This window comes from Flavobacterium degerlachei, from assembly GCF_900106645.1.
Lineage (GTDB): Bacteria > Bacteroidota > Bacteroidia > Flavobacteriales > Flavobacteriaceae > Flavobacterium > Flavobacterium degerlachei.
Map to the genome: position 1 here is coordinate 111,888 of NZ_FNMV01000003.1, position 25,811 is coordinate 137,698.

Annotated in this window: 23 protein-coding genes; 12 read left to right on the plus strand and 11 right to left on the minus strand. The window is 33.9% G+C overall.

Annotation, left to right across the window (positions count from 1 at the left end; translation table 11 throughout):
• Nucleotides 1–469: 469 nt before the first annotated feature.
• The 5 genes from porX to BLV91_RS04205 all read left to right on the plus strand — a co-directional run bounded on the left by porX (nucleotide 470) and on the right by BLV91_RS04205 (nucleotide 4,752).
• Nucleotides 470–2,023 (plus strand): T9SS response regulator signal transducer PorX, encoded by a 1,554-nt coding sequence (gene porX, locus BLV91_RS04185; protein WP_091430011.1) that lies wholly within the window; start codon nucleotides 470–472, stop codon nucleotides 2,021–2,023.
• 126 nt (nucleotides 2,024–2,149) lie between these two features.
• Nucleotides 2,150–2,557, plus strand: coding sequence for a tRNA (adenosine(37)-N6)-threonylcarbamoyltransferase complex ATPase subunit type 1 TsaE (gene tsaE, locus BLV91_RS04190; protein ID WP_091430014.1), 408 nt, complete (start codon nucleotides 2,150–2,152; stop codon nucleotides 2,555–2,557).
• A gap of 18 nt (nucleotides 2,558–2,575) precedes the next feature.
• Nucleotides 2,576–3,049: a GNAT family N-acetyltransferase gene (locus BLV91_RS04195; protein ID WP_091430016.1), complete on the plus strand. Its 474-nt coding sequence runs from the start codon at nucleotides 2,576–2,578 to the stop codon at nucleotides 3,047–3,049.
• A gap of 94 nt (nucleotides 3,050–3,143) precedes the next feature.
• The gene (locus BLV91_RS04200) at nucleotides 3,144–4,343 is read left to right on the plus strand and encodes an alanine dehydrogenase (protein ID WP_175513949.1); all 1,200 of its coding nucleotides are present in this window, start codon (nucleotides 3,144–3,146) and stop codon (nucleotides 4,341–4,343) included.
• A gap of 34 nt (nucleotides 4,344–4,377) precedes the next feature.
• A complete protein-coding gene (locus BLV91_RS04205; protein ID WP_091430019.1) occupies nucleotides 4,378–4,752 on the plus strand; it encodes a DUF4258 domain-containing protein in 375 nt (124 codons plus the stop codon).
• Between the two features lie 154 nt (nucleotides 4,753–4,906).
• Here the strand turns inward: BLV91_RS04205 and ung are convergent, their stop codons facing one another.
• The gene (ung, locus tag BLV91_RS04210; protein ID WP_091430021.1) at nucleotides 4,907–5,578 is read right to left on the minus strand and encodes a uracil-DNA glycosylase; all 672 of its coding nucleotides are present in this window, start codon (nucleotides 5,576–5,578) and stop codon (nucleotides 4,907–4,909) included.
• Between the two features lie 202 nt (nucleotides 5,579–5,780).
• On the opposite strand from ung, the gene BLV91_RS04215 reads away from it, so the two are divergent.
• The 3 genes from BLV91_RS04215 (at nucleotide 5,781) to BLV91_RS17240 (ending at nucleotide 8,673) form a co-directional block, all read left to right on the plus strand.
• Nucleotides 5,781–7,949: an endonuclease MutS2 gene (locus tag BLV91_RS04215; RefSeq protein WP_091430023.1), complete on the plus strand. Its 2,169-nt coding sequence runs from the start codon at nucleotides 5,781–5,783 to the stop codon at nucleotides 7,947–7,949.
• A gap of 111 nt (nucleotides 7,950–8,060) precedes the next feature.
• Nucleotides 8,061–8,471: a thiol-disulfide oxidoreductase DCC family protein gene (locus tag BLV91_RS04220; protein ID WP_091430025.1), complete on the plus strand. Its 411-nt coding sequence runs from the start codon at nucleotides 8,061–8,063 to the stop codon at nucleotides 8,469–8,471.
• 73 nt (nucleotides 8,472–8,544) lie between these two features.
• The gene (locus BLV91_RS17240) at nucleotides 8,545–8,673 is read left to right on the plus strand and encodes a hypothetical protein (protein ID WP_262488599.1); all 129 of its coding nucleotides are present in this window, start codon (nucleotides 8,545–8,547) and stop codon (nucleotides 8,671–8,673) included.
• A gap of 54 nt (nucleotides 8,674–8,727) precedes the next feature.
• On the opposite strand, the gene ettA is transcribed toward BLV91_RS17240, so the two are convergent.
• The 7 genes from ettA to holA all read right to left on the minus strand — a co-directional run bounded on the left by ettA (nucleotide 8,728) and on the right by holA (nucleotide 18,473).
• The gene (gene ettA / locus BLV91_RS04225; protein ID WP_091430027.1) at nucleotides 8,728–10,422 is read right to left on the minus strand and encodes an energy-dependent translational throttle protein EttA; all 1,695 of its coding nucleotides are present in this window, start codon (nucleotides 10,420–10,422) and stop codon (nucleotides 8,728–8,730) included.
• Between the two features lie 198 nt (nucleotides 10,423–10,620).
• On the minus strand, nucleotides 10,621–11,724 hold the full coding sequence (locus BLV91_RS04230; protein ID WP_091430029.1) for a hybrid sensor histidine kinase/response regulator: 1,104 nt from the start codon (nucleotides 11,722–11,724) through the stop codon (nucleotides 10,621–10,623).
• The gene (locus BLV91_RS04235; protein ID WP_091430031.1) at nucleotides 11,714–12,271 is read right to left on the minus strand and encodes a chemotaxis protein CheB; all 558 of its coding nucleotides are present in this window, start codon (nucleotides 12,269–12,271) and stop codon (nucleotides 11,714–11,716) included. The genes BLV91_RS04230 and BLV91_RS04235 overlap by 11 nt, the downstream gene beginning before the upstream one ends.
• Nucleotide 12,272: 1 nt before the next feature.
• Nucleotides 12,273–13,085 (minus strand): CheR family methyltransferase, encoded by an 813-nt coding sequence (locus tag BLV91_RS04240; protein ID WP_091430033.1) that lies wholly within the window; start codon nucleotides 13,083–13,085, stop codon nucleotides 12,273–12,275.
• Nucleotides 13,086–17,141 (minus strand): response regulator, encoded by a 4,056-nt coding sequence (locus BLV91_RS04245; protein ID WP_091430035.1) that lies wholly within the window; start codon nucleotides 17,139–17,141, stop codon nucleotides 13,086–13,088.
• Nucleotides 17,142–17,239: 98 nt separating this feature from the next.
• Nucleotides 17,240–17,422, minus strand: a complete 183-nt coding sequence (locus BLV91_RS04250; protein WP_091430037.1) for a CAL67264 family membrane protein — start codon at nucleotides 17,420–17,422, stop codon at nucleotides 17,240–17,242.
• 46 nt (nucleotides 17,423–17,468) lie between these two features.
• Complete coding sequence (gene holA, locus BLV91_RS04255; RefSeq protein ID WP_091430040.1) at nucleotides 17,469–18,473, minus strand: DNA polymerase III subunit delta; 1,005 nt, start codon at nucleotides 18,471–18,473, stop codon at nucleotides 17,469–17,471.
• Nucleotides 18,474–18,549: 76 nt separating this feature from the next.
• Here holA and BLV91_RS04260 point away from each other — a divergent pair, with 76 nt between their 5' ends.
• The 3 genes from BLV91_RS04260 (at nucleotide 18,550) to BLV91_RS04270 (ending at nucleotide 20,899) form a co-directional block, all read left to right on the plus strand.
• Complete coding sequence (locus tag BLV91_RS04260) at nucleotides 18,550–18,996, plus strand: type I restriction enzyme HsdR N-terminal domain-containing protein (RefSeq protein ID WP_091430042.1); 447 nt, start codon at nucleotides 18,550–18,552, stop codon at nucleotides 18,994–18,996.
• A gap of 9 nt (nucleotides 18,997–19,005) precedes the next feature.
• Nucleotides 19,006–19,992 carry a glycosyltransferase family 2 protein gene (locus tag BLV91_RS04265; RefSeq protein WP_091430045.1) on the plus strand — a complete coding sequence of 329 codons (987 nt, stop codon included), beginning with the start codon at nucleotides 19,006–19,008 and terminating at the stop codon, nucleotides 19,990–19,992.
• Nucleotides 19,993–20,065: 73 nt separating this feature from the next.
• Entirely contained in the window at nucleotides 20,066–20,899 is an 834-nt protein-coding gene (locus tag BLV91_RS04270; protein WP_091430047.1) for an OmpA/MotB family protein, read from the plus strand.
• Nucleotides 20,900–21,175: 276 nt separating this feature from the next.
• Here the strand turns inward: BLV91_RS04270 and BLV91_RS04275 are convergent, their stop codons facing one another.
• The 3 genes from BLV91_RS04275 to BLV91_RS04285 all read right to left on the minus strand — a co-directional run bounded on the left by BLV91_RS04275 (nucleotide 21,176) and on the right by BLV91_RS04285 (nucleotide 25,127).
• Nucleotides 21,176–21,796 (minus strand): L-threonylcarbamoyladenylate synthase, encoded by a 621-nt coding sequence (locus tag BLV91_RS04275; RefSeq protein WP_091430050.1) that lies wholly within the window; start codon nucleotides 21,794–21,796, stop codon nucleotides 21,176–21,178.
• 23 nt (nucleotides 21,797–21,819) lie between these two features.
• Nucleotides 21,820–24,153 (minus strand): ATP-dependent helicase, encoded by a 2,334-nt coding sequence (locus BLV91_RS04280; protein WP_091430053.1) that lies wholly within the window; start codon nucleotides 24,151–24,153, stop codon nucleotides 21,820–21,822.
• 206 nt (nucleotides 24,154–24,359) lie between these two features.
• A complete protein-coding gene (locus tag BLV91_RS04285; RefSeq protein WP_091430308.1) occupies nucleotides 24,360–25,127 on the minus strand; it encodes a sulfite exporter TauE/SafE family protein in 768 nt (255 codons plus the stop codon).
• Nucleotides 25,128–25,285: 158 nt separating this feature from the next.
• Here BLV91_RS04285 and BLV91_RS04290 point away from each other — a divergent pair, with 158 nt between their 5' ends.
• Nucleotides 25,286–25,807: a DUF7935 family protein gene (locus BLV91_RS04290; protein WP_091430056.1), complete on the plus strand. Its 522-nt coding sequence runs from the start codon at nucleotides 25,286–25,288 to the stop codon at nucleotides 25,805–25,807.
• The last annotated feature ends 4 nt before the right edge of the window (nucleotides 25,808–25,811 follow it).

The following is a 25,811-nucleotide window of genomic DNA, read 5'->3' on the forward strand; positions in this document are numbered from 1 at the left end:
TTGAAATAACAAAAATCCAGAACAAAAGGAAAGGAAACTCTCTTTTATTCTGGATTAATATTGTTTTATTCGTGGTTTTCAAATATAGCATTTATTATATTAACTCACAGTAACTATTATAATATTCCAAATTTTAAATAACCCTCTAGAAATACTTTGCGACTTCCCTCATTACAATAAGAATAATTACAAACCTTCTTGAGAATAAGACATACAATCAAATCCCTAATCCCGCGTGAGGGAAGGAAACGGAAAGCCCACAGTACCACTTTTTTGGCGGGACGAGGACTTGCAGTGAACTGCCCGACCGGAGCTTTTGCGGAGGGCACGCCCCAAATAAAGGTATTATATAGTTTGCTAGATCAGTTTTAGTAGTAAATTTTATAATAATATTAATAACAAAGCGCTTGAAAATAATGTAATTTGGCACATTGATTAATGACTTTACTATTCTTTTTATACGATATATATGGACAAGATAAAAATACTTTGGGTTGATGATGAAATTGATTATCTAAAACCGCACATACTGTTCCTAGAGAAAAAAAATTACAGTGTCACCACCTGCAATAACGGCCGTGACGCGATTGATATTTTTGAGAGCGAGAACTTCGATATTGTTTTTCTAGACGAAAATATGCCCGGCATGAGTGGACTAGAAACGCTTTCTGAAATGAAAGAAAAAAAGTCGGCTATTCCCATGATTATGATTACTAAAAGTGAGGAGGAATACCTGATGGAAGAAGCCATTGGCTCTAAAATCGCTGATTATTTGATTAAGCCGGTCAACCCAAACCAAATCCTGTTGAGTTTGAAAAAGAACCTGGATCACTCCCGTTTGATTTCGCAAAAAACAACTTTGGATTACCAGAAGGAGTTTAGGAAAATTTCCATGGAAATGGCCATGGTGAACTCGTATGAAGACTGGGTTGAACTGTATAAAAAATTGATTTTTTGGGAACTTAATCTGGAAAGCATCAACGATCATGGGATGATTGAAATATTAGAATCCCAAAAAGCAGAAGCCAACTCCCAGTTTGGAAAATTTATTGAACGTAATTATGAGGATTGGTTTTTGCCAAAAGCAGACAAACCTGTTCAGTCCCATACCTTATTTAGGGAATTAGTAGTTCCTGAAATAGTAAAGAAAGACAAACCTATTCTTTTTGTAGTGATTGATAACCTGCGTTACGACCAATGGAAAACTTTTGAAAGTGTGGTGGCTGATTATTACAAACTAGAAAAAGAGGTACCCTACTACTCTATTTTACCTACAGCGACGCAGTATGCACGAAACGCCATTTTCTCTGGTTTAACGCCACTTGAAATGGAGAAACAGTTTCCACAATACTGGAAAAATGATCCCGAAGAAGGAGGTAAAAACCTTTATGAAGCGGAGTTTTTGTCGGCGCAATTAAAACGATTGGGACTGAATATCAAAGAGGATTATTTTAAAATCACCAATTTAGCATCAGGAAAAAAACTGGTTGAAAATTTCAAGGGATTAAAAGAAAACGACTTGGTGACCGTAGTATATAACTTTGTAGATATGCTATCGCATGCCAAAACCGAAATGGATGTGGTGAAAGAATTAGCATCAGATGACAAAGCCTATCGCTCACTTACCTTGAGTTGGTTTAAGAATTCTCCACTTTTGGAGATCATTCAACAGGCACAAAAACTGGGTTTCAAACTGATTTTGACGACAGATCATGGTACTATCAATGTCAAAAACCCTTCGAAAGTGGTGGGTGATAAAAATACCAGTCTGAATTTGAGATACAAAACAGGTCGAAGCCTTACTTATGAGTACAAAGATGTATATGCGGTAAAAGAACCTAAAAAAATTGGTTTGCCTACGATTAATATGAGTAGTTCTTATATTTTTGCAAAAAATGATTTGTTCTTGGCCTATGTCAATAATTACAACCATTATGTGAGTTATTATAAAAACACTTATCAGCATGGCGGTATATCACTGGAAGAAATGATAATTCCGTTTTTGGTTTTTAATCCGAAGTAATTTTGTACTGAGAAGTGAAAAGGGAGTCGTTTATTGGTTTTAACAACTGAATTGCCTTAATACATTTCACTTCTCACTATTCATTAATTCAAAATTTATAACTTATAATTCATAATAATTTTGCCCATGGAATTTATTTTTTCATTAGATGAAATCGAAAATATAGCACGTCAAGTAGTGGACGAAAACCCCAATAAAGTAATTCTTTTTCACGGAGAAATGGGCGCAGGTAAGACGACTTTCATAAAACAATTGGCTAAAGAACTGGGTGTTACAGAAGCCACAAGCAGCCCAACCTTTTCTTTAGTTAATGAATACGAAACTACTGATAACCAAGTTGTTTATCATTTTGATTTTTACAGATTAAAGCATGAAACCGAAGCTTTAGATATGGGAGTTGATGAGTATTTATATTCTGGCAATTGGTGCTTTATCGAATGGGCCGAACAAATTCCAAATCTTATTCCCGAAACGCATTCGGTTATCACCATCAAGGAACTTCCTGACGGCAAACGCGCTTTAGAATTAAGTTAAATTATAGCCTTTGATTTTATGAATTTAGAGAATATTGTTACAATTATCCCCTTCTCTCCAGATTTAGCGGAACCCATAAAAACCCTAAATATCGAATGGCTGAAAAGATATTTTAAAATTGAGCCAAAAGACGAAAGGGTACTATCAAATCCACAAGAAGAAATTATCGATAAAGGCGGATTGATTTTTTATGCTGAATACAACAGCAAAATTGTAGGCACCGTTTCCTTGATGAAAATAACTGATTCCGTATATGAACTTAGCAAAATGGCAGTTACAGATGGTGTTCAGGGACTAGGAATAGGAAAAAAACTGCTACAACATTGCTTCAAAATGGCCCAAGAAAATGCAATAGAGAAAATAATCCTATACTCGAACAGAGGCTTAGAGCCAGCCATTCATTTGTATAGAAAATTTGGTTTTGAGGAAGTTCCCTTAGAGGATGGCGTTTATGAAAGGGCGGATATTAAAATGGAAAAGGTTATTTCCTGATCTAAAACACAAAAATATCCCTATTTCTCTGCACCAAAAACATTTTTTTCTAATCTTTTTTGCGTATTTTTACTTCTAAATCATTCTATTAACAATGTCAATATCATTTACGCCTTTTACCAAACAACAGTTAATGCCTCAAGAAGAAAAGCTAGAGGTAGCGAGAAGAAGAAGCGATCTTTTTATCGGTATTCCCAATGAGACCAGTTACCAAGAACGTCGCATTTGTCTTACTCCGGACGCTGTCAACTCTCTGACTTTTAACGGACATAGAGTAATGATAGAAGCTGGAGCTGGAGAAAGTTCCAGTTATTCAGACAAAGAATATAGTGATGCAGGCGCAGAAGTAACCAATGATACCAAAAAAGTATTTGGCTGCCCAATGATTTTGAAAGTGGGACCTCCCACCATTGCCGAAATCGAAATGATGAACAGTCAGACGATCCTGATATCATCCATTCAACTAAAAACAACCAGAAAAGCTTATTTTGAAGCGCTAAGCAGAAAAAAAATTACTGCTTTAGCTTTTGAATATATAAAAGACGAAGACGGTACCTACCCAGCGGTACGTTCATCAAGTGAAATTGCAGGAACAGCTTCTGTATTAATTGCCGCAGAACTGATGATTACTAATGAATTTGGAAAAGGACTACTTTTCGGTAACATTACCGGCGTACCTCCTACTGATGTGGTCATTTTGGGTGCTGGAACAGTTGGTGAATTTGCCGCAAAAACAGCAATAGGTTTGGGCGCAACCGTGAAAGTTTTTGACAATTCCATCACTAAATTACGTCGTTTACAAAACAATTTAAACCAACGAATTTTCACTTCAACAATTCAATCTAAATCATTATTAAAAGCCTTAAGACGCTGTGACGTTGCTATTGGCGCGATGAGCGGCATTGAGCGTTGCCCTGTTGTGGTTACTGAAACAATGGTCGAGCACATGAAAAGAGGTGCGGTAATCGTAGACGTGAGTATTGACACTGGTGGTTGCTTTGAAACTTCAGAAGTAACATCACATGAAAAACCCACATTTATAAAAAGTAACGTGGTCCACTACTGCGTGCCTAATATCCCATCTCGTTATTCTAAAACAGCCTCTCTTGCCATCAGCAATATCATCAGCCCTTATCTGATGCAAATTGCCGAAGATGGCGGTATAGAAAGCGCCATTAGATGTGACATCGGATTAAAACACGGCGTTTACCTTTATCATGGAATATTGACGAGCAAAGTCATTGGGGATTGGTTCGATTTACCAAATAACGATATCAATTTAATTGTGTTTTAAGTAAACTTTCAATTACCTTTGCAAAAAAAAATTCATGAAGTTTTTCCAACGTTTTGCCTACTATTTAGTGGGATTAGTAATGGGTCTGTTTTTTGTAGCTATGATTTTTAGCGGAAAAGATACCCGATGTAATTATTTTCCGAATTCCAGAGTTTTAAATGATTTAAGAAACAAACCTTTCCATTATTCTGAAAAAGCTTCTAAAGTCTTAGCCGAAAAATGGATTGACACCATTGACATAAAAAACACCTTACAGTACGGTGACGTTGACTTTGACAAAAGCAACACCGAGTTTAAAAAAGCCAAAATGTATGTCATTGAAGGTAAAACAGTAAAAAACGTGGAAATCATCTTAAAGGTGAGCAACAAAGCGGATAAGGCAATCTTAGAAGAGATTATTAAAAAATAACATTCTCATCTTTTGGGCGTGCCAGCAATAAAAAAAGGGGGCTAATTATCAGTACGATAACTAGCCCCCTTTATCTATTGCCGTCGGGCTATTCGCTCCGCTGCGGCGGATGCTGCTATCCCTCACGCAAATCCCTATAAATTAGGACGTATTTTTAAAACCAAGAAATTTCTGTTTGCCCAACTTTTTTCAAATAGGCATTCGTTTTACTAAAATGCTTATTTCCAAACCATTTCCCTTGGTTAGCACTCATAGGCGAAGGATGTCCTGATTCTAAAACCAAATGTTTGCTTCGGTCAATCTTACTTCCTTTTTTATGAGCAAAAGCGCCCCAAAGTAAGAAAACAACTCCTTCTTTTTCATCAGAGATCTTTTGAATTACGGCATCGGTAAAAAGATTCCATTTCAAATGTTTGTGACTGTTAGCGCTGTCTTTTCTTACGGTAAGAGAAGCGTTCAAGAGCAAAATGCCTTGTTTTGCCCAATGCTCCAAGTTTCCTGAAGTAGGCAAAAATATACTGCCAAGATCTTCATTGATTTCCCTGAATATGTTTCGCAACGAAGGCGGAATTCGAACTCCGTCATTTACAGAAAAGCACAACCCATTCGCCTCTCCTTCCCCATGATAAGGGTCTTGGCCAATAATAACCACTTTTAAATTAGAGAAGCTACAATAGTCAAAAGCAGCAAAAATTAAATCCTTAGGAGGATAACAAGTGTATTCTTTGTATTCTTTCTCTACGTTCAACATTAATTCTGTAAAATAGGGCTTTTGGATTTCATCGGATAATATCGATTTCCATTCTGAATCGAGCTTAATTTGCATAGTAAAGAGTTATACAGCAAATATAAGCCAAGATTTTCAAGTGTTCCGCACGTGAATGAAACAAAGGATAAAAATTTAATGTCTTAGCGGTTTTCCTATATGATTTGATACGAAATAAAGCACATCCTAAAAGACACTGCAATATGCCAAATTTTAACACGGATTCTTTGTAACTTTGCTTCTTTACCATTTACAATAAAGAATGATATCCATCACCGAAAAAACATTACAAGACTTACAATTCCCAACCGTTCTAGAAACGATTTCTACAATCTGCAATACAGACATTGGAAAACAAAAAGCCTTAGAAATAACTCCTTTTAAAGACAAAGAAACTTTGATGCAAGCTTTAATGCAAACATCAGAATACGTTTCCTCTTTTCAAAATAATAATGCAATTCCTAATCATGGTTTTGATGCCATCACCCACGAAATTAAATTTTTAGCGATAGAAGACAGTTATCTTGAAGTAGGTAGTTTTAGAAAAATTGCAACTCTTTCGGCAACAGTTAATTTTTTGCTGAACTATTTTAAAAAATTTGATGACTATTACCCTCATTTAAACGCTAGAGCTAACGAAGTTGAATTAACTAAAGAAATTATCACAGCTGTTGACCAAATCGTTGATAAATACGGTGAGATAAAGGACAATGCATCACCAGTACTTCTGGATGTTCGTAGAAATATGAATTCAGTACGAGGCAAAGTAAACCAAAGCTTTGGATCAGCTTTAACGCAATATAACAGTCTAGGCTACCTTGATGACATCAAAGAAAGTTTCGTTCAAAACCGTCGTGTTTTAGCTGTTTTGGCGATGTATAGACGTAAAGTCAAAGGATCTATTATGGGAAGCTCTAAAACTGGAAGCATCGCTTATATTGAACCGGAAGCTACTTTACAATACTCTCGGGAATTAAGTAATTTAGAATACGAAGAGTCCGAAGAGATTATGCGTATTTTAAAACAATTATCGAATGACATCCGTCCTTTTTTACCTTTGCTTATACAATATCAAGACTTCCTGAGTGATATTGATGTGATTGCTGCCAAAGCAAAATATGCAGACCGAATCAACGGAATATTACCTCATATAACAGATAATCGTAGACTCTATTTTAGAGATGCCTATCACCCTATTTTATATCTGAATAACAAACAGAAAAAAGAAATTACGCATCCGCAGACTATTGAATTGCAACAGGAAAATAGAATTATTGTAATCTCTGGACCTAATGCTGGTGGTAAAACAATCTCTTTAAAAACAGTTGGTTTATTACAGCTAATGTTACAGTCTGGAATGCTCATTCCAGTGCATGAGCGTTCCGAAACTTTTTTATTCGATAGAATCCTTACAGATATTGGCGACAACCAATCCATTGAAAATCATTTAAGTACATACAGTTACCGACTGAAGAACATGAACTACTTTCTCAAGAAATGTAATCGCAAAACGATGTTCTTGATTGATGAATTTGGTACCGGTTCTGATCCAGAGTTGGGTGGCGCTCTAGCCGAAATTTTTCTCGAAGAGTTCTACCATAGGGAAGCATTCGGGATTATTACAACGCATTATTCCAACTTAAAAATATTGGCTAACGAGTTACCATTCGCAACCAACGCCAACATGATGTTTGACGAAAAGACATTAGAACCCATGTATAAATTGGCATTGGGTCAAGCAGGAAGTTCTTTTACTTTTGAGGTAGCTCTGAAAAACGGAATCCCTTTTAGTTTGATTAATCGTGCTAAAAAGAAAATTGAAGTTGGAAAAGTTCGTTTTGACAAGACCATAGCTACCCTTCAGAAAGAACGTTCCAAAATGGAAAAAACCTCCCAAACATTAAAGGAGGAAGAAACCAGAGCTCGCGAAGAAGGCAAGAAAATGGAAAACATCAATGTCAAAATCAAGCAGAAACTAGAGAGTTATCAGGAATTGTATGATAGCAACCAAAAGACGATTTATATAGGTCAGAAAATTGAGGACATAGCGGAGAAGTATTTCAATAATAAAAGTAAAAAAGACCTTATTGGTGAGTTTTTAAAAATTGTAGAAATTGAAAATTCAAAACGCAAGAAAGCCACTCCTAAAGAGGTGAAAGCTATTGTGGCAAAGAAAAAAGAAGTAATTGAAGAAGTTACTGTTCATGTAGAAGAAATCAGGAAAGAGAAAAAAGAAAAGAAACTAAAACCTGTAATCGAAAAACCTAAAGCGGTTATTCGATTAGGAGATCGCGTTCGAATGCTAGACGGAAAAGCTGTAGGAACAATTGACAATATTGAGAAAAATAAAGCAACAGTAAATTACGGAATGTTTACCTCCAAAGTGAGTATGGACGAACTGGAGTTGGTTGAAGCGGTTAAGAAGAAATAGATAGTCAGTGGTCAGGTTTAGATTGTTCAGTTATGCTGTAAACGACTTTAATCAAACTGATCTAGCCTCTCAACCTTTTCAATAAATTAATAACAAACACAAACTGCATAAATGCTAAATCTACCCAAAAATAAAAAAATAATTCTATTTGATGGAGTCTGCAATTTGTGTAATACTGCGGTACAATTTGTGATTAAACATGATAAAAAAGACCTGTTTAGATTTGTACCTTTACAATCTGATTTGGGTCAGAATATTATTAAACATATAGGTATTCAAAACACGGACAGTATTATTCTCTACGAAGCCGGTGTAGCCTATTATATAAAGTCTGAAGCAGCTTTAGAAATAGCAAAGCATCTTAGTGGAGGAATAGCTTTTCTAACAATATTTAAAATATTACCAACAGCCCTAAAGGATAGTTTATACGATTACATAGCCAAGAATAGGTATAAATGGTATGGAAGAAAAGAAGCTTGCATGATCCCTACCCCTGAATTGAAATCAAAGTTTTTAGAATAAAATGGGTTTCCTGACTTTTATCATATTAAGTCAAGTACAAAACTGTTAATTTTGATATCTAAAATCGGTAAACATGAAAAACATAACACTTATCACCTGGGATAGCGGTTCCATAATTATTGTTTTTGTCTTTGGTTTCGTTGTACTTGCTTTAGTAGCAACAGTATTCTTACTAATGAACAACGACAAGAAAAAGAAATAAAAAAAAGGATATCTACAATTAGATATCCTTTTTTAATAAATTGAAAATTCAGAATTAGCTTCTGATTAATTTTCTGTATTTCAATCGTTTTGGAGTTAAATCACCACCTAAACGTTTTTTCTTATTTTCTTCATATTCAGAGAAACCACCTTCAAAGTAATACACTTCAGAATTTCCTTCAAATGCTAGAATGTGCGTACAAATTCTATCTAAGAACCATCTGTCATGCGAAATTACCACTGCACAACCAGCAAAGTTATCCAATCCTTCCTCCAATGCACGTAGTGTATTGATATCCAAATCATTGGTTGGCTCATCTAGTAACAATACATTTCCTTCTTCTTTCAATGTCATCGCAAGGTGCAAACGGTTACGCTCTCCACCAGAAAGTGTAGACACTTTTTTGTTCTGATCACTTCCACCAAAATTAAATCGGCTTAAATAAGCACGTGAATTCACTTGGCGTCCGCCCATCATAATCAATTCTTGACCATCACAGAAGTTTTCCCAGATTGATTTATTAGGATCGATATTAGAGTGTGCTTGATCGACATAAGCAATCTTTACAGTATCTCCAATAACAAACTCTCCTGCATCTGGTTTTTCTTCGCCCATGATCATTCTGAAAATAGTCGATTTACCAGCACCATTGGGTCCGATGATTCCGACGATTCCAGCTTGTGGCAATGTAAAGTTTAAATTATCATATAGTAATTTATCACCATACGCTTTAGCAACACCTTTTGCCTCAATAACATTTGTTCCTAAACGGGGACCGTTCGGGATATAAATTTCTAGATTTTCATCTAAAGCTTTTTGATCTTCATTCAACAATTTGTCGTAGTTCTGCAAACGCGCTTTTTGTTTCGTTTGACGTCCTTTAGCTCCTTGACGAACCCAGTCCAACTCACGTTCTAAATTTTTTCTGCGTTTTGAAGCTACTTTTTCTTCTAAGGCCATACGGCTTGACTTTTGGTCTAACCAAGAAGAGTAATTTCCTTTCCATGGAATACCTTCTCCTCTATCTAACTCTAAAATCCAACCTGCTACATTATCTAAGAAATATCTATCGTGCGTTACAGCGATAACCGTTCCTGAATATTGTGCTAAATGTTGTTCTAACCAAAGTACACTTTCCGCATCCAAGTGATTCGTAGGCTCATCCAGAAGCAATACATCAGGTTGTTGCAACAACAAACGACATAAAGCAACACGACGACGCTCACCACCAGAAAGGTTCTTAATTGGAGTATCTGCATCTGGAGTACGTAATGCATCCATTGCTATTTCTAATTTGGTATCAATTTCCCAAGCACCTAATGCATCAATTTTATCTTGCAAAAGCGCCTGACGGTCCATCAATTTTTCCATTTTGTCCGCATCCTCATAAACTTCAGGAAGGCCAAAACTATCATTTATCTGGTTGAACTCTTCTAATACTGCCATCGTTTCAGCAACACCTTCACGAACAATTTCGATAACCGTTTTACTATCATCTAGAATTGGTTCTTGCTCTAAATAACCAACAGTGTAACCAGGTGAAAAAACCACATCACCTTGATAGTTTTTATCAACTCCAGCTATAATTTTTAAAAGAGATGATTTACCAGATCCATTAAGACCTAAAATACCAATTTTAGCTCCGTAGAAAAAACTTAAATAAATATTTTTCAGGACTGGCTTATCTGCTCCTTGATAAGTTTTACTCAATTTTGACATTGAGAAAATTACTTTTTTATCGTCTGACATACATTATTGTTTAATTGTTTGAATGAACTTATAGGTTTTGTTCAAAATGCTTTTAAATTCATTTCAAACCCAGTTATAACACACAAAATTAATAAAATTTTAAAGTGCAAAGGTATTATTTTTTTATCAACAAAGCCTCTTTTAACACTAATGAATAAATACCATGCTTAAAATATTATAGCATAAACTCCAAAGCATTTAAACTATATCATTCGTCACCTCAAGGTTAGAAATAATAAATTCACATCCAATATCATCATTATTTTTAACATCAATAGTCGCGTCATTCCTTTCCACGAGTTTCTTTACCAAATTTAAACCAATACCTGTACTACTTTCTCCATTGAAACTTTTTCCTAATGTTTGAAACATTTCAAAAATTTTAGTGTGGTATTTATTCTCAATTCCAGGACCATTATCCTTCACAGACAAAGAGAAGTTTTCTGGGTTAAAAGAGATTTTAATATTCGAAACCTCTTTATCGTTATACTTAATAGCATTCGACAATAAATTTGAAACAATCTGATTAAATGCAAAAGGTTGAAATACAATAGCATGATTCAGGTTTTCCTTGCTAATCTCAACATTTACAGATGGATTTATAAGTTTTAAAACTTCATCGAGTGCTGATTCAACATTGACTACTTCTTTTCCTTCATTATCTTGAACATTTTTACTGTAATAAAGTAAATCGTCAATTAGTACAGACATGTTTTTAGATGAAGTTTTTACCATCTCAAATAGTTCAGCCACATCACCGTCAAGCTTCAGAATATAATCTTCCTCAATTACATTTATTAAAGTTTGAATACTCCCCAATGGAGTTTTTAAATCATGCGCAATAATATGGGCAAACTGTTCCAGTTCTTCATTCTTCTGAGCCAGTGTTTCATTCAATTTTTTCAATTCTTGATCGTAATCCCAAATTTTTAAAAACGACTCCACTTTTTTCCGCGTAATCTCCGTATTTAAAGGCTTAGATAAAAAGTCTATGGCCCCCAAGTCATAGGCTTTAGTTAAATATTTATGTTCATTACTAATTGCTGTAACAAAAATAGTGGGAATAAAAACAGTATCAGGGTGACTCTTTATTATTTCGACAAACTCATACCCATCCATATCAGGCATTTGAACATCTACAAGAATTAGAGAAACCTTTTTCTTAAGTAAAACTTGTAAAGCTTCACTACCAGACAAGCAGCAAATTATTTCTCTTTCCGGTAGATCAAGAATACTCTTCAAGGCCATCAAATTTTCTGGCTTGTCATCAATTAACAAGAGAGTATGTTTTTTATTTTGCATAATTATTCATTTTTTTTACAATATCTTTCAGTTTGTACACTGTATGTTTTTTATATAATTCAATTGCAGCACGAGGCATTGTTGCAAATTCAGCTTCGTCGCCATCTTGAACGATTGTTTCCCCTCCATTTTCAGCAATCATTTTTAGACCGATTGCACCGTCTTGATTAGCTCCCGACAATAGAATTCCGCAACAGTTCTCTTTTAATACACAAGAAAAAGATTCAAAGCTAACATCGATAGATGGCCTACTATAATTCACCTCTTCTGAAGTATCTAATGAGAAGCTTAAATTCTCATTTAATAGCACATGATAATCAGATGGAGCAGTATAGATATACCCTGCCTTTGCAAACTCTTTATCTTCTACTTCCTTTACAATATAATGTGATTGTGTTTGCAAACAATCTTCCAGAATAGCTTTCGCTTTTTTTAGTCTATGTAAAACAATTACAATAGGCATGCTAATGTCTGCATCCAGTTCCTTTAGAATAGACAGTATTACATTAAAAGAACCAGCGGAGCCTCCAATAATAATCATTTTCATATTATTTTATTTTTTGATAAATTTTTTCTCTACTGTCAATAATTTTAAATTTATCCTGAACTTCACTAAATCGCAATGTCTCTTTATTTCCAAGTGCCAAAAATCCGTGTACTGGCAAACTATCATAAAACAGTTTTAACACTTTATTTTGCAATTCTTCATCGAAGTAAATTAATACATTCCGACATAAAACAAGCTGGCATTCTTTGAATACTCCATCTGTCACTAAGTTATGTCTAGAAAACAAAATATCTTTTTTAAATTCAGAATTTATAATTGATTTTTGCCCGTCAGAAACGAAATATTGATTCAAAGACTCTTTTCCTCCACATGAAAAGTAATTGTTTGAATATTCTTTGAAATCTTTATTCGAATAGATTCCTTTCTTTGATTTATCCAATGCATTTGTACTGATGTCTGTGGCATATATTCTTGATTTTTGTAATAAATCCATTTCTTTGAATAGAATGGCAAGAGAATATGTTTCTTCTCCATAGGAACATCCTGCACTCCACACATTAATTTTGGGGTAACTTGCTAGATAGGTAAAAACATTAGCTATCAATGATTTGAAAAAATCAGGATCTCTAAAAAATTCACTAACATTCACAACAATCTCATTTATAAATGCGTTGAAATTTTCAGGATTATTTATTAACTCATTCTTTAGATGAACAGTTGTAGCCAGCCCTGATAGTTCCATATATCGATTAATACGTCTCAAAAAAGAAGCTCTAGAGTATCCTTCAAAGTCGTATCCGTATTGTTTTTTTATTATAAAAACTATTTCTTCTAGCTCGTCAAATTCTATCATCTATTTATATACCCATATACTGATTAATGAAATAAGCTGTTGTATATCAATTGGTTTTGACTGATAATCAGATGCACCTGCATTTAATATTTCCTCCCGATCACCTTTCATTGCTTTTGCTGTGAGGGCAATAATAGGAAGGTTTTTCCATTTTGGATTTTCTCTTATTTTTTTTGTTGCCTCAAAGCCATCCATTTCCGGCATCATAATATCCATCAGTACAATATCAATGCTCGTATTCTTTTCTAAAGCTTCAAGCGCTTCGATTCCGTTAAAGGCAGTTAAAATTGACGCTCCTTTTGTCGTTAACGCACTCGAAAGTGCATATATATTTCGAATATCATCATCAACAATCAAAATATTTTTATCCTTAAGAACTTCTCCTCCTAATAAATTTTGTACTGTTTTAGTAACTTTTTTATTTGAAGTCTCTACTGTATCTAGAAATAATAGTAATTCGTCTTTTAATCTTTCAGTGACATTACTTGTTTTAATCACAATACCATCAGCACTATTTTGCAATTCAAGTTGCTCTAGATCAGTCAATGATTGTCCTGTATTTACAATTATATTAATCTCATTATTTTTAGAGATTTTTCTAAGCGAAGCTATGTTGGCAATTTTCTTAGAATCAGGTAAACCAATATCCATAATTGCACAATCTATATCATCATTCATTAAAATATTCTCAGCTTCTTTAAAGGTATGCGCCTGAATACAAATTACATTTCTATCGCAATTGTGAATTAGCTCTTTAATTGAATAATTAAGACTGACATCATCTTCTAAAATCAATACTTTTTTAAATACATTATTAATCTGAATATCAATCGATTCAAAAGCGCTTTTTAATTTATCTGTCGTTATTGGTTTAATTAAAAAATCAAAAGCCCCCATTTCTTTAGCTAATTTTTCTCTATTCATTCCTGACATTACATGTACAGGAATGTGCTGCAATTCTTTATCTTCTTTTAACCATTTTAGAACTGTCCAGCCATCTATTCCAGGTAATTTCATATCTAGGATGATTGCTTTTGGTTTGTACTTTTTAGCATATTGAAAACCTGTTTCCCCTTGATAAGCAACTATTGCTTTAAATCCATTGTCATGCGCTAGCTGCAATAATACATCTGCAAATGAAACATCATCTTCAATTATCAAAATTGTTTTATCATCAACTGAAACTAAATTCCGATCATCTTTAAGATTTTCAGATAAATCTAAAACGGCATCCGATGGTCTAACAGTTTCAACTCTATTTAAACCCATATTATTATCAGCTGTAGAACTTGATTCAGCACGATCTAAATTACCCTCTTGGAATTTCGCAGGAATATGAACACTAAAAATACTTCCTTTGCTCAGCTCACTTTCAAACTTAACTTCACCCCCTAATAACACAGCCAATTCTTTAGAAATAAACAAACCTAAGCCTGTACCTCCATATTTTCTGCTAGTAGAACTATCTGCTTGCTGAAAAGTTTGAAATAATTTCTTTTTATTCTCGTCAGAAATTCCAATTCCATTGTCTTCAATATAAACAGATAAAATCTCCTTTGATTTCAGTTTCGCTAAAGCTTCTGAAGCAAAATCATTCTTATCTAGACTAGATGAAAAACGCAGAGAAACTTTTCCGTTTTCTGGAGTGAACTTTAATGCATTAGACAAAAAGTTTTTAAGAATCTGTTCTAGCTTTCCTATATCTGTATATAGTATCCTTGGACAATCTTCAGAAATAGTGGTAATAAACTCAATATTTTTCTTTTCCATTTGGGCTCTAAATAAGCCATCCATATCAGAATAAATTCTTTCAACGATAGAATCTTCCGAATAAATTTCAACTTTACCAGCTTCAATTTTCGAAATATCTAAAATATCAGTAATTAGATTTAATAGGTCTTTACCAGAAGAGTTGATAACAGAGAGGTTGTCAATTTGAGGATCGGTTAAATTACCTAAATTATTTTCCTTTAAAAGTTCCGAAAGTATTAAAATACTATTCAAAGGGGTTCTTAATTCATGAGACATATTAGCTAAAAACTCCGACTTATATTTACTAGCTTGACCAATTTCATCTGCTTTTACATTTAATTCTTCTTGAGCAATAAGCAGTTCCTCATTTTTAATATTAACTTCATGGTTTTTATTCTCAAGCTCACGGCCTTTTTCTTCGAGATAGGCGTTCGTCTGTTCTAATTCAGAGGCTTGATTTCTAAGCTCTTCCTCTGATTGTTGTAACAGCATGGATTGCTTGTTTAATTCTTCATTACTTTGTCGAAGTTCTTCTTCCTGTACTTGAAGAATACTGTTTTTACGATTTATTTCATTAACCGAAGCTTTTAGCTCTTCGTTACGAATAAACACCTCAATAGCACTTCCTATGGATTCAGAAGTAGTGTTTAAAAGTATTTTATGATTTTCATTAAAATTTATAAGAGATCCAATCTCGATAACACCAATTACTGTGTTCTTATAAGAAATAGGTGTAATTAATACATTAAAATATGGAGACTCTCCCAGGGATGATGATAAATAAGAGTAACTATTAGGCAAATCATTCAAGCAATTTTGCTCTCCTGATTTAGCAACTTCTCCTACTAAACCTTCTCCCATCTTAATAACTTTAGGAGTGTTTTTATGATCAGCATATCCCCCAATTTTATTAAGTTGCTTTTTATTTTCAGATGAATTAATAATATAAAAATTGGACTGACAACCTTGAGTTTGTTCTACAAGTGTTTGACAAAGATTCTTTCCAAAATCTTCTAAATCTTTGGATTCTAAAACGGAATAATTTATTGCGCTAATACTTTCCTTCATTTTATTAATCTCCGAGGACTCTTTATCCATCCTTTTCAATTCCAGAGACATTGTATTCATTGACTTATTAAGCGTATCATTTTGACTTCGCAGATTAATTTTTGTTCCGTAATGACCTGAACTAATTTTTGAAGCTAAATCAAACTGTTCCTTCATTCCATCCAGCAACTGACTGAAGGAATTACTGATATCTACAAATTCTGAATTACCTGAAAAAGTAGGATTACGAATAATTTTTCCTTGTGATATCTTCTTTATGGTCGAAGACATTAACTTGAGGGAACCAGATAGCCTATTTACTAGTTTAAATAATAAAACAAAAGTCACTATTAAAAACAGTAATAATATAGAAATCAAAACTGTCACATTTATTAATGCAGATTGCTTTTCGCCATTAACATAATTTTGAATGTACTGTAAGTTTTCTTTCTCTAATTCCTTAATTTTATTAATTATTTCCCCCGATTCTTTCCACCATATTGTAGGTGCCAGTACATATCGATTTTCTACTACTTTATACGTATTAAGATTAAAGTCTGTTAATTCTTTAGAATCTTTAAATTGAATTAAGCCTTTATTGACATCGTCCAATTCAAAATTCATTAATCTAAAATTGACTTTGCTTTCAAATGTTTTTGCATCATAATAATATTCCAATAATAAATTATCCTTTTTTTTATCAATCAGCGTTTGTAAAACGACCCCTCTCTTTAATAAAGCAGCCCTTTTTATGAGTACAAAATTTAAATAATTATTTGCGAGTATGGCGACATTAGAGGATCTGCAATTAATTACTTCTCTTTCGATTAGATTAATTATCGACTCATTGATATTTGTGTATTTTATAAAAGAAGTTACTGGTGTTTCAATCTTATTATCTATATTTTCATGAAGATTGATTATGGAACTCTGTAGTTTTTTAAGATTCTTTGATATTACCGTATCTTTGATATGCGTTCTTAAAAACCAGTCCTCCGTTTTTTGTTTATTTTCCAGAAATACTTTTCTTTTTGAATTGTCAAAAAACGAGTAATTACTTAATGTTCTTTCATTACCAATCAATTCTATACCTTCTGAAAGGATAGCAATATTATTAATATTTTCAAGACTACCTTCAGTATTCTTATATTCTTCTAAAGAGAAATTTATATTTGATACAGTGATGTAAATTAGACCCGAAAACGGAATCAATAAAATTAATATTAACTGATACTTAATTGATGATTTATTCCACATTTAACTATTGATTTATTTTTTAAATATACTATTATAACCAAAAAAAACACTATTTACATAGTGTTTTTTATTAAACATATTTTTACATATTGATTGCTCTAAAGCCTTCCTTTTAGCGAACTAAAAACCCAAGCATTTGCAAGGAATCCAACCCCAACAGCAGCAAATCCCCATCCGGAAACATCGCTATACCTGAAAGCACCAAGTCCTATTAAAAGTAATCCCATTATAATCATTATAAAAGTTGCCCATCCAAGGACAGTATTCTTATTCATTCCCATGATTGTGCCATATTTTATGAACTGCAAATATCGATAATTTTAACCTCTAATTGAAAATATTATAGAGCATTTCTCGCAATAAATCGGAATTTGACATTGCATTTGCCCCAACTCCTTTGCTTTTTACATCTATATCCCTTAGTGAAGCCACTATTTGACTTACCTTTCTCATAGGATAATTCTTTAGTGCCACGTCATATTCTTTTATAAAAAAAGGATTAATTCCTATAACAGAGGCAACATTCTTTGGGTTCCTGTCTTTTAATCCATGGTACTTTAGCAATTGAATAAAGAATCCAAAAACCAAACTCGTGGTAACCACCATTGGGTTTTCTTTTGCATTATTCGCGAAATTCTCCGCAATGGTATAGGCTTTAAGTTGGTTGCGCTCCCCTATCGCCTTTCTAAGTTCAAACACATTAAAATCCTTACTGAAACCTATATTTTCCTCAATATCTTTTGCTGTAATTACACTTCCCTTGGGCAGTACAATTTGCAATTTTTCAAGTTCATTGTTTATTTTTCCCAAATTATTACCTAAAAACTCAACTAGCATCGCATTTGCTTTAGGTTCTATAGTATATTTTTTATTGGCTAATATCCTTTTTATCCAATCTCCAACCTGATTTTCGTACAGCTTTTTACTTTCGTATACTAATCCCGACTTCGCTAATAACTTGGTCGATTTTTTACGTTTATCAAGCGTTTTGTATTTATAACAAATTACCAAAACGGTTGTTAGCATAGGGTTTTCAGCATAACTCTCCAGTTTGTCTATAGTTCGACTCAGATCCTGCGCTTCTTTAACAATTACCACCTGACGTTCAGCCATCATTGGGTATCGTTTGGCTGTCGAAACTACATCTTCAATTGTTACGTCCCTACCATATAATACAGTTTGATTGAATCCTTTTTCTTCTTCAGACAATACATTTTTTTCTATATAATCAGAAATGATATCGATGTAATAGGCTTCCTCTCCCATCAGGAAATAAATCGGTTTGATGTTGCCGCCTTTTATGTCACTTAAAATCTTAATTACCTCGTCCATATTTTTGATTTAAAGCTTAAAGTTTAAAGTTGGTCTCAACTTGCTAAACTTTAAACTAAATAACTATTTTTGCTTCATGCAAAAACTGAATTTTTATTCTTATTCTTTTCGCTTCAAAAATAGCGAAAATAAAGTGTCTATTTTTGATGAAATCAGGAAAAAATTTATCATTCTAACACCAGAGGAATGGGTTCGACAGCATGTTGTAAAGTTCTTATTAGAAGAAAAAAACTACCCTAAGTCCCATATAAATGTAGAAAAAGTTCTAAAAGTCAACGGATTGCGCAAGAGATACGATGTGGTGGTTTATAATCCTGACGGTTCCATTTTTATCTTAGTCGAATGTAAAGCACCCGAAATAAAAATCGCACAAGCGACCTTTGACCAAATTGCACGCTACAATATGACCTTAGATGCACAATTTTTAATGGTCACCAACGGTTTAGATCATTACTTTTGCCAAATGGATTTTGAAAATGAAAAATATCAATTTCTTGCAAATCTTCCCAATTATACTACCTAAATCAACAAAATGAAAATAGCAGTCGTTATCCTCAATTGGAACGGAGTTACTTTACTAGAACAATTTTTACCATCAATACTACAGTTTTCGTCTGAAGCAATTGTCTATGTTGCTGACAATGCTTCCACAGACAATTCCATTTCATTTGTAACGGCTCATTTCCCGACGGTACAAATTGTAAAAAACGACAGTAACTTTGGCTTTGCGCAGGGATACAATGAGGCCCTAAAGCACATTGATGCTGATATCTTCGCCTTGGTCAATTCAGATATTGAAGTAACCGAAAACTGGCTTGTACCAATCATTGAAACTTTTGAAAAAGAATCACGGATAGCAATTATCCAACCTAAGATATTAGATTATAAGAATAAGGACTATTTTGAATATGCAGGAGCTGCAGGTGGATTCATTGATAAATATGGTTATCCCTATTGTCGCGGACGCATTTTTGAAACAGTAGAAAAAGACAAAGGACAGTATGATGATGATTGTGAGATCTTCTGGGCATCAGGAGCTTGTTTTTTCATAAGAAGTTCTGTTTATAAGGAATTAAAAGGTTTTGATGATGATTTTTTTGCCCATCAGGAAGAGATAGATTTATGCTGGCGTGCCGTAAATAAAGGATATGGAATAAAATACAATCATAAATCAGTGGTATACCATGTAGGCGGGGCTACATTGCAGCAAGGCAATCCTAAGAAAACGTTCTTGAATTTCAGAAACTCATTGTTAATGTTAACCAAAAATTTACCCAAGGAAAAGTTATATTTAGTTCTATTTTCCCGAATGCTACTAGACGGCCTAGCAGGAATTCAATTTATTTTTAAAGGAAAATTTTCTCATTTCACGGCTATTTTAAAAGCACATGCGTCTTTTTATAGTTTATTATCAAATACTTACAAGAAAAGAGGACTTTTTCAGTCAAAAAAATACTACAATACCAAAAGTATCGTTTATAACTATTACCTCAAGGCTGGCAAGGTATTTGTTAAGTAATTTTAACAGTAATTTATATCAAATATTTAATCATTAAAAACTAACTTTGCACTTGAACCTAACAAAAAAATCTATGAAAAAAATTGTAATTGCATTATCGGTTCTAGCACTTTTGAGCTCTTGTGTTTCTAAAAAGAAATACACTGATTTAGAAGCTAGAAACAAGGAAACACAAGATCTATTGAACAGTTGTACTGTAAAATTAAACTCATGCCTAGAAGAGAAAGCAGGGCTTACAGCAACAGTTGCAGGTTTAAAAGATCACAACCAAACTCTTATCAGCACATCTAAAGACATGACCATATTGACTGCGAAAGGTGCAGATAATATAGAAAAAGCATTAGAGTCTATCAAAGAGAAAGATTTAAAAATTACTAGAATGCAAGATGCATTAACTAAAAAAGACAGTGTTACACTTGCTTTAGTTACTAGCTTGAAAAGTTCAGTAGGATTAAATGATCCAGATATTGAAATTAATGTCGAAAAAGGAGTTGTGTTTATCTCAATTGCTGATAAATTATTATTTAAAACTGGAAGCTACGTTGTATCTGATAGAGCAAAAGCAGTTTTATCTAAAGTTGCAAAAGTAGTTAACGACAAACCAGATTTCGAATGTATGGTTGAAGGACATACTGATAGCGTTCCTTACATTGGAAACGGTGTTTTACTTGACAACTGGGATTTAAGTGTAAAACGTTCTACTTCTATCATTAGAGTGCTAACAGATGAATTGAAAGTAAATCCAGCGCAATTGATTGCTGCAGGAAGAAGCTCATACATTCCTTTGGTTGCTAACGATTCTGCAGAGAACAGAGCTCGTAACAGAAGAACTCGTATTGTTGTATTGCCTAAAATCGATCAATTCTACGATATGATTGAAAAAGAAATGAAAAAACAAAAACAATAGTTTTTAACTTCATTTTTGATATAAATAAAAACGTCTCGATATTCGAGACGTTTTTTTATATCCAGTATTTTCTTCTTTGAATATACTTCTGCTAAATTGTTTAAAAAGAAAAAGCAGGTCAATTGACCTGCTTTTATGCATCCTTAATTTTTTATTAATAACCAATTAAATATTTATTAAGAACGACATGCTATATGTAAATAAATTCTTATTCTATTTTAAGCGAAAATAATAATTATTTTAATGTAAACAACAATTAAGCCAAAAATTACGATATTACAATATATCTAGACTTCCTTTTCCTTCTCTGATAATTTCTGGCTCATCTCCTGACAAATCAATAATGGTAGAACCAACATTATCACCATAACCTCCATCGATAACCATATCAACAAGATTCTGCCATTTTTCGAAAATCAGCTCAGGATCTGTTGTATATTCTATTACATCATCATCATCACGTATCGATGTCGAAACAATTGGATTCCCCAATTGGTTTACAATTTCCAATGCAATGGAATTATCTGGCACACGAATCCCCACAGTTGTCTTTTTCTTGAATTCTTTAGGCAAACTATTGTTCCCCGGCAATATAAATGTGTAAGGTCCAGGTAATGCTCTTTTTAATATTTTAAAAGTAGCCGTGTCAATCTGCTTCACATAATCCGACAAATTACTTAAATCGTGACAAACAAACGAAAAATTGGCTTTGTCCAGTTTAATTCCTTTTATCCTTGCGATTCGTTCTAAAGCTTTGGTATTTGTAATATCACATCCCAAACCGTAAACAGTATCTGTTGGGTAAATAATTAATCCACCATCTTTAAGCACCTTTACTACCTTCGCAATAGCAGCCTCACTGGGTTTATCCGGGTAAATCTTAATAAATTCTGCCATTTTATTTTTAGTTTAAAGTTTTTTTATCCGATTATATCTAGTTTTGCAAAACGCAATAATAACTTTTTTATTCCGCCAACTTCAAATTTGATTTCTGCTTTTTTATCAGCTCCTCCTCCGTCAATGTTTAATACCTGTCCTCTACCAAAGCGTTCATGCATCACCACATTTCCAGAAACCAATTTATTATCAAACAAATTTGCCGTTCCTGATGGTCCTTTATCTAACAAAGGTTTTAATTTCCTAACACTAACATCAGGTCTAGATTCACCGTTAGCACTAGGCTTTGGTGGTGTCCCATTAGCTGGTTTTGCCAGACGTAATTTTGATTTATCTACATCTCCGAAGATATCACTGTCAATCATTGGCTTATAACGGTAATTATTCTCTGTAGGCGTAAGATACTCTAAATACTGCGCATCAATCTCCTCTATAAAACGAGAAGGTTCACTATCTGTCAATTTACCCCATCTATATCGGGATTGCGCATACGTCAAATAAGCTTGATGCTCCGCACGAGTCAAAGCCACATAAAACAACCTTCGCTCCTCTTCTAATTCACTTCTTGTACTCATACTCATGGCACTAGGAAATAAATCCTCTTCCATACCCACCACAAAAACATGAGGAAATTCAAGTCCTTTAGCCAAGTGAATTGTCATCAAAGCCACACGATCTTCATCACTGGTATCCTTGTCCAAATCTGTTGCCAAGGCCACATCTTCCATAAATTCTGATAAAGCACCTCGTGCTCCGTCAATTTCTTTTTGACCTTCGGTAAAATCCTTAATACCGTTTAATAACTCTTCAATATTTTGAACCTTAGCCATTCCTTCTGGAGTAGCATCTTTCTTTAATTCCTGTACCAATCCCGTCTTTTTAGAAACATGATCGGTTATAAAAAAAGCATCTTGATTTTCATTTATTACCTGAAAACTCTGAATCATAGTAACAAAATCAAGTAGTTTTTGCTTTGTTCCTGAATTCAATTTCAAGTCAATTTTGTCTATGTTTTGCATCACCTCAAAAATGGAGCGCTTGTAATGATTAGCGGCAACTAATAGTTTTTCGATTGTTGTATTACCAATTCCTCTCGCAGGATAATTAATTACCCTCATCAATGCTTCTTCATCTTTTGGATTGATTACCAAACGCAAATAACAGAGTACATCTTTGATTTCTTTCCTTTGATAAAAGGACAGACCTCCGTAAATTCGATACGGAATGTCACGCTTTCTCAACGCGTCTTCCATCGAACGCGATTGCGCATTAGTACGATACAAAATTGCAAATTGACCATTGGTCATTTGGTTTTGCATCTTTTGTTCGAATATTGTACTGGCAACAAAACGCCCTTCTTCGGCATCTGTCATGCTGCGGTGCACTTTTATCTTTGGACCAAAATCATTCGCAGTCCAAACAATTTTATCTAATTTGACTTTATTTTTATCAATAATAGTATTCGCCGCTTCAACAATATTTTTTGTCGAACGATAATTCTGTTCCAGTCTAAAGGTTTTTACGCCTTCATAATCTTTTTGGAAATTAAGAATGTTATTGATGTTCGCGCCACGAAAGGCATAGATACTTTGCGCATCATCCCCTACCACACATATATTTTGAAACTTATCAGATAAAGCACGAACAATCAAATATTGAGAGTGATTGGTATCTTGGTACTCATCAACCAATATATAACGAAAACGGTTTTGGTATTTGGCCAATACTTCAGGGAAACGGGTCAACAATTCATTGGTTTTTAGCAATAAATCATCAAAATCCATCGCGCCCGACTTGAAGCATTTTTCTACATATTTTTGGTACAACTCACCCATACGAGGTTTTTTGGACATAGCGTCCGCTTCCTGCAAATCGGGATCATTGAAATAGGCTTTTACGGTAATTAAACTGTTTTTAAAATTCGAAATTCTGCTCAAAACCTGTTTTGGTTTGTAGACGTCTCTATCCAACTGCATTTCTTTTATAATTCCAGAAATAGCACGAAGTGAATCCTGAGAATCATAAATCGTAAAATTAGAAGGATACCCCAATAGAGAGGCTTCGGAACGCAGAATTCTGGCAAAAACGGAGTGAAAAGTTCCCATCCAAAGGTTTTTAGCCTCACTAGAACCTACGATATCCGAAATACGTTTTTTCATTTCACGCGCTGCCTTATTGGTAAAAGTAAGCGACAAAATATTAAATGCATCTATTCCTTGGTGCATCAAATAGGCAATACGTATGGTTAACACACGTGTTTTTCCTGAACCAGCACCAGCTATAATAATCATTGGCCCGTCTTTCTGTAATACGGGTTCGCGTTGTGCTTCGTTAAGTTGGGCAATGTATTTTTGCATTGAAATTTTCTATTTATGCAAAAATAAGAATTTAAGAGTTAATAAAGTTGGAACTCCTAAAGTTTTAAAGACTTAAGCCATTAGAAAAACCTATAGATAATCATTGCTCACATTATTACTTTCAATCCAAGCAAATTTATATGTGCAAAATACTATTGTTATTACTTTTTTTAGTTTAATATTCTGACTTTCGGAGATAGCTTGAACTATATAAAAAAGACATCGTAGGCAAATCGAATCAAAGTCCCCACTACAACTACCAAGAAGAAAATTCGAATAAAACCATTCCCTTTGTTAATAGCTAATTTGGCACCCAGCCATCCTCCCATTGCATTACAGGCAGCCATAGGCAAAGCGATTGCCCAGATGATTTTTCCTTTAAAAGCAAAGAGACAAATCGAACCAAAATTAGTCGCAAGATTCACCATTTTAGCATTTGCAGAAGCATGCAAAAAGTCAAAACCCATCAAAGCAATAAAAGCAACTACAAAGAAACTTCCGGTTCCAGGGCCTATAAATCCGTCATAAAATCCAACAATAAAACTGATCATTATCGCATTTAAAATAAGCGTTCTATCTGAAATGTTTTTTTCTACATGTTGTCCAAAATTTTTCTTGGCGTAGGTATAAATCGCCAAAAGAGAAAGTATAAAAAGCAATAACGGCTTCATGAAATCATTGCTCATATAAGTTAACAATGTGGACCCCATAAAAGCGGAAGGCAAAGCCACAGCCATCATTATAAAAAGTAGTTTCCAATTCATATTTACCTTCTTCAAATATTGATACGCAGCAAAGGAAGTACCGCTGAAAGCGGGTATTTTTAAGGTTCCAATAACAGTGGAAACCGGTAAATTAGGTAGAAAAATAAGACCTGCTGGCGTTTGAATCAGTCCGCCTCCTCCTACTATGGCGTCAATAAATCCAGCTACAAAAGCTGCTATACAAAGAAAAATAATGATATACGACTCCATTGATGGTCTACAATAAAAGATTAAAACTGATGCGCCCAAAATCAGCGCCATTCCTACTTATGTTTTGCAAAAATACTATTCCCTATATTTATACAATACAATTGAAGCGGAATTCTCATCAAAAAGTATATTTTTGCTAATCAAATATTTAAATCGCAATGGATTCAACTACTATTACAGAAATAATCGCCTATACTTTGCCTTCTTTAATTACGGGAGGAGTTGCTTATTTATTATTCAATTCCCATTTCAAAGATCAACAAAACACGAGACGCTGGTTACTACAAAAAGACAATCAGACGGCAACCTTGCCTCTAAGATTACAAGCATATGAACGCATGACTTTGTTTATGGAACGAATCAATCCGTCACAATTATTAGTTAGAATTGCACCTCTTTCTGATGACAAAAACGATTATCGAAATTTTGTAATCGCACAAGTAGAGCAAGAGTTCGAGCATAATTTGGCACAACAGATCTATATATCTGATGAATGCTGGTCCATTATTGTAACCGCCAAAAATGCAACGATTCAAATGGTTCGTCTGGCTGCAAAAAATGAAAAAGTGACCGATGCAAATAGTCTACGCGAAACGATACTAAGTGATTTATTGGAAAAACCTTCTCCAAGTAGTGCCGCATTGGCATTTATTAAAGATGAAGTGGGTCAATTGTGGTAGACCA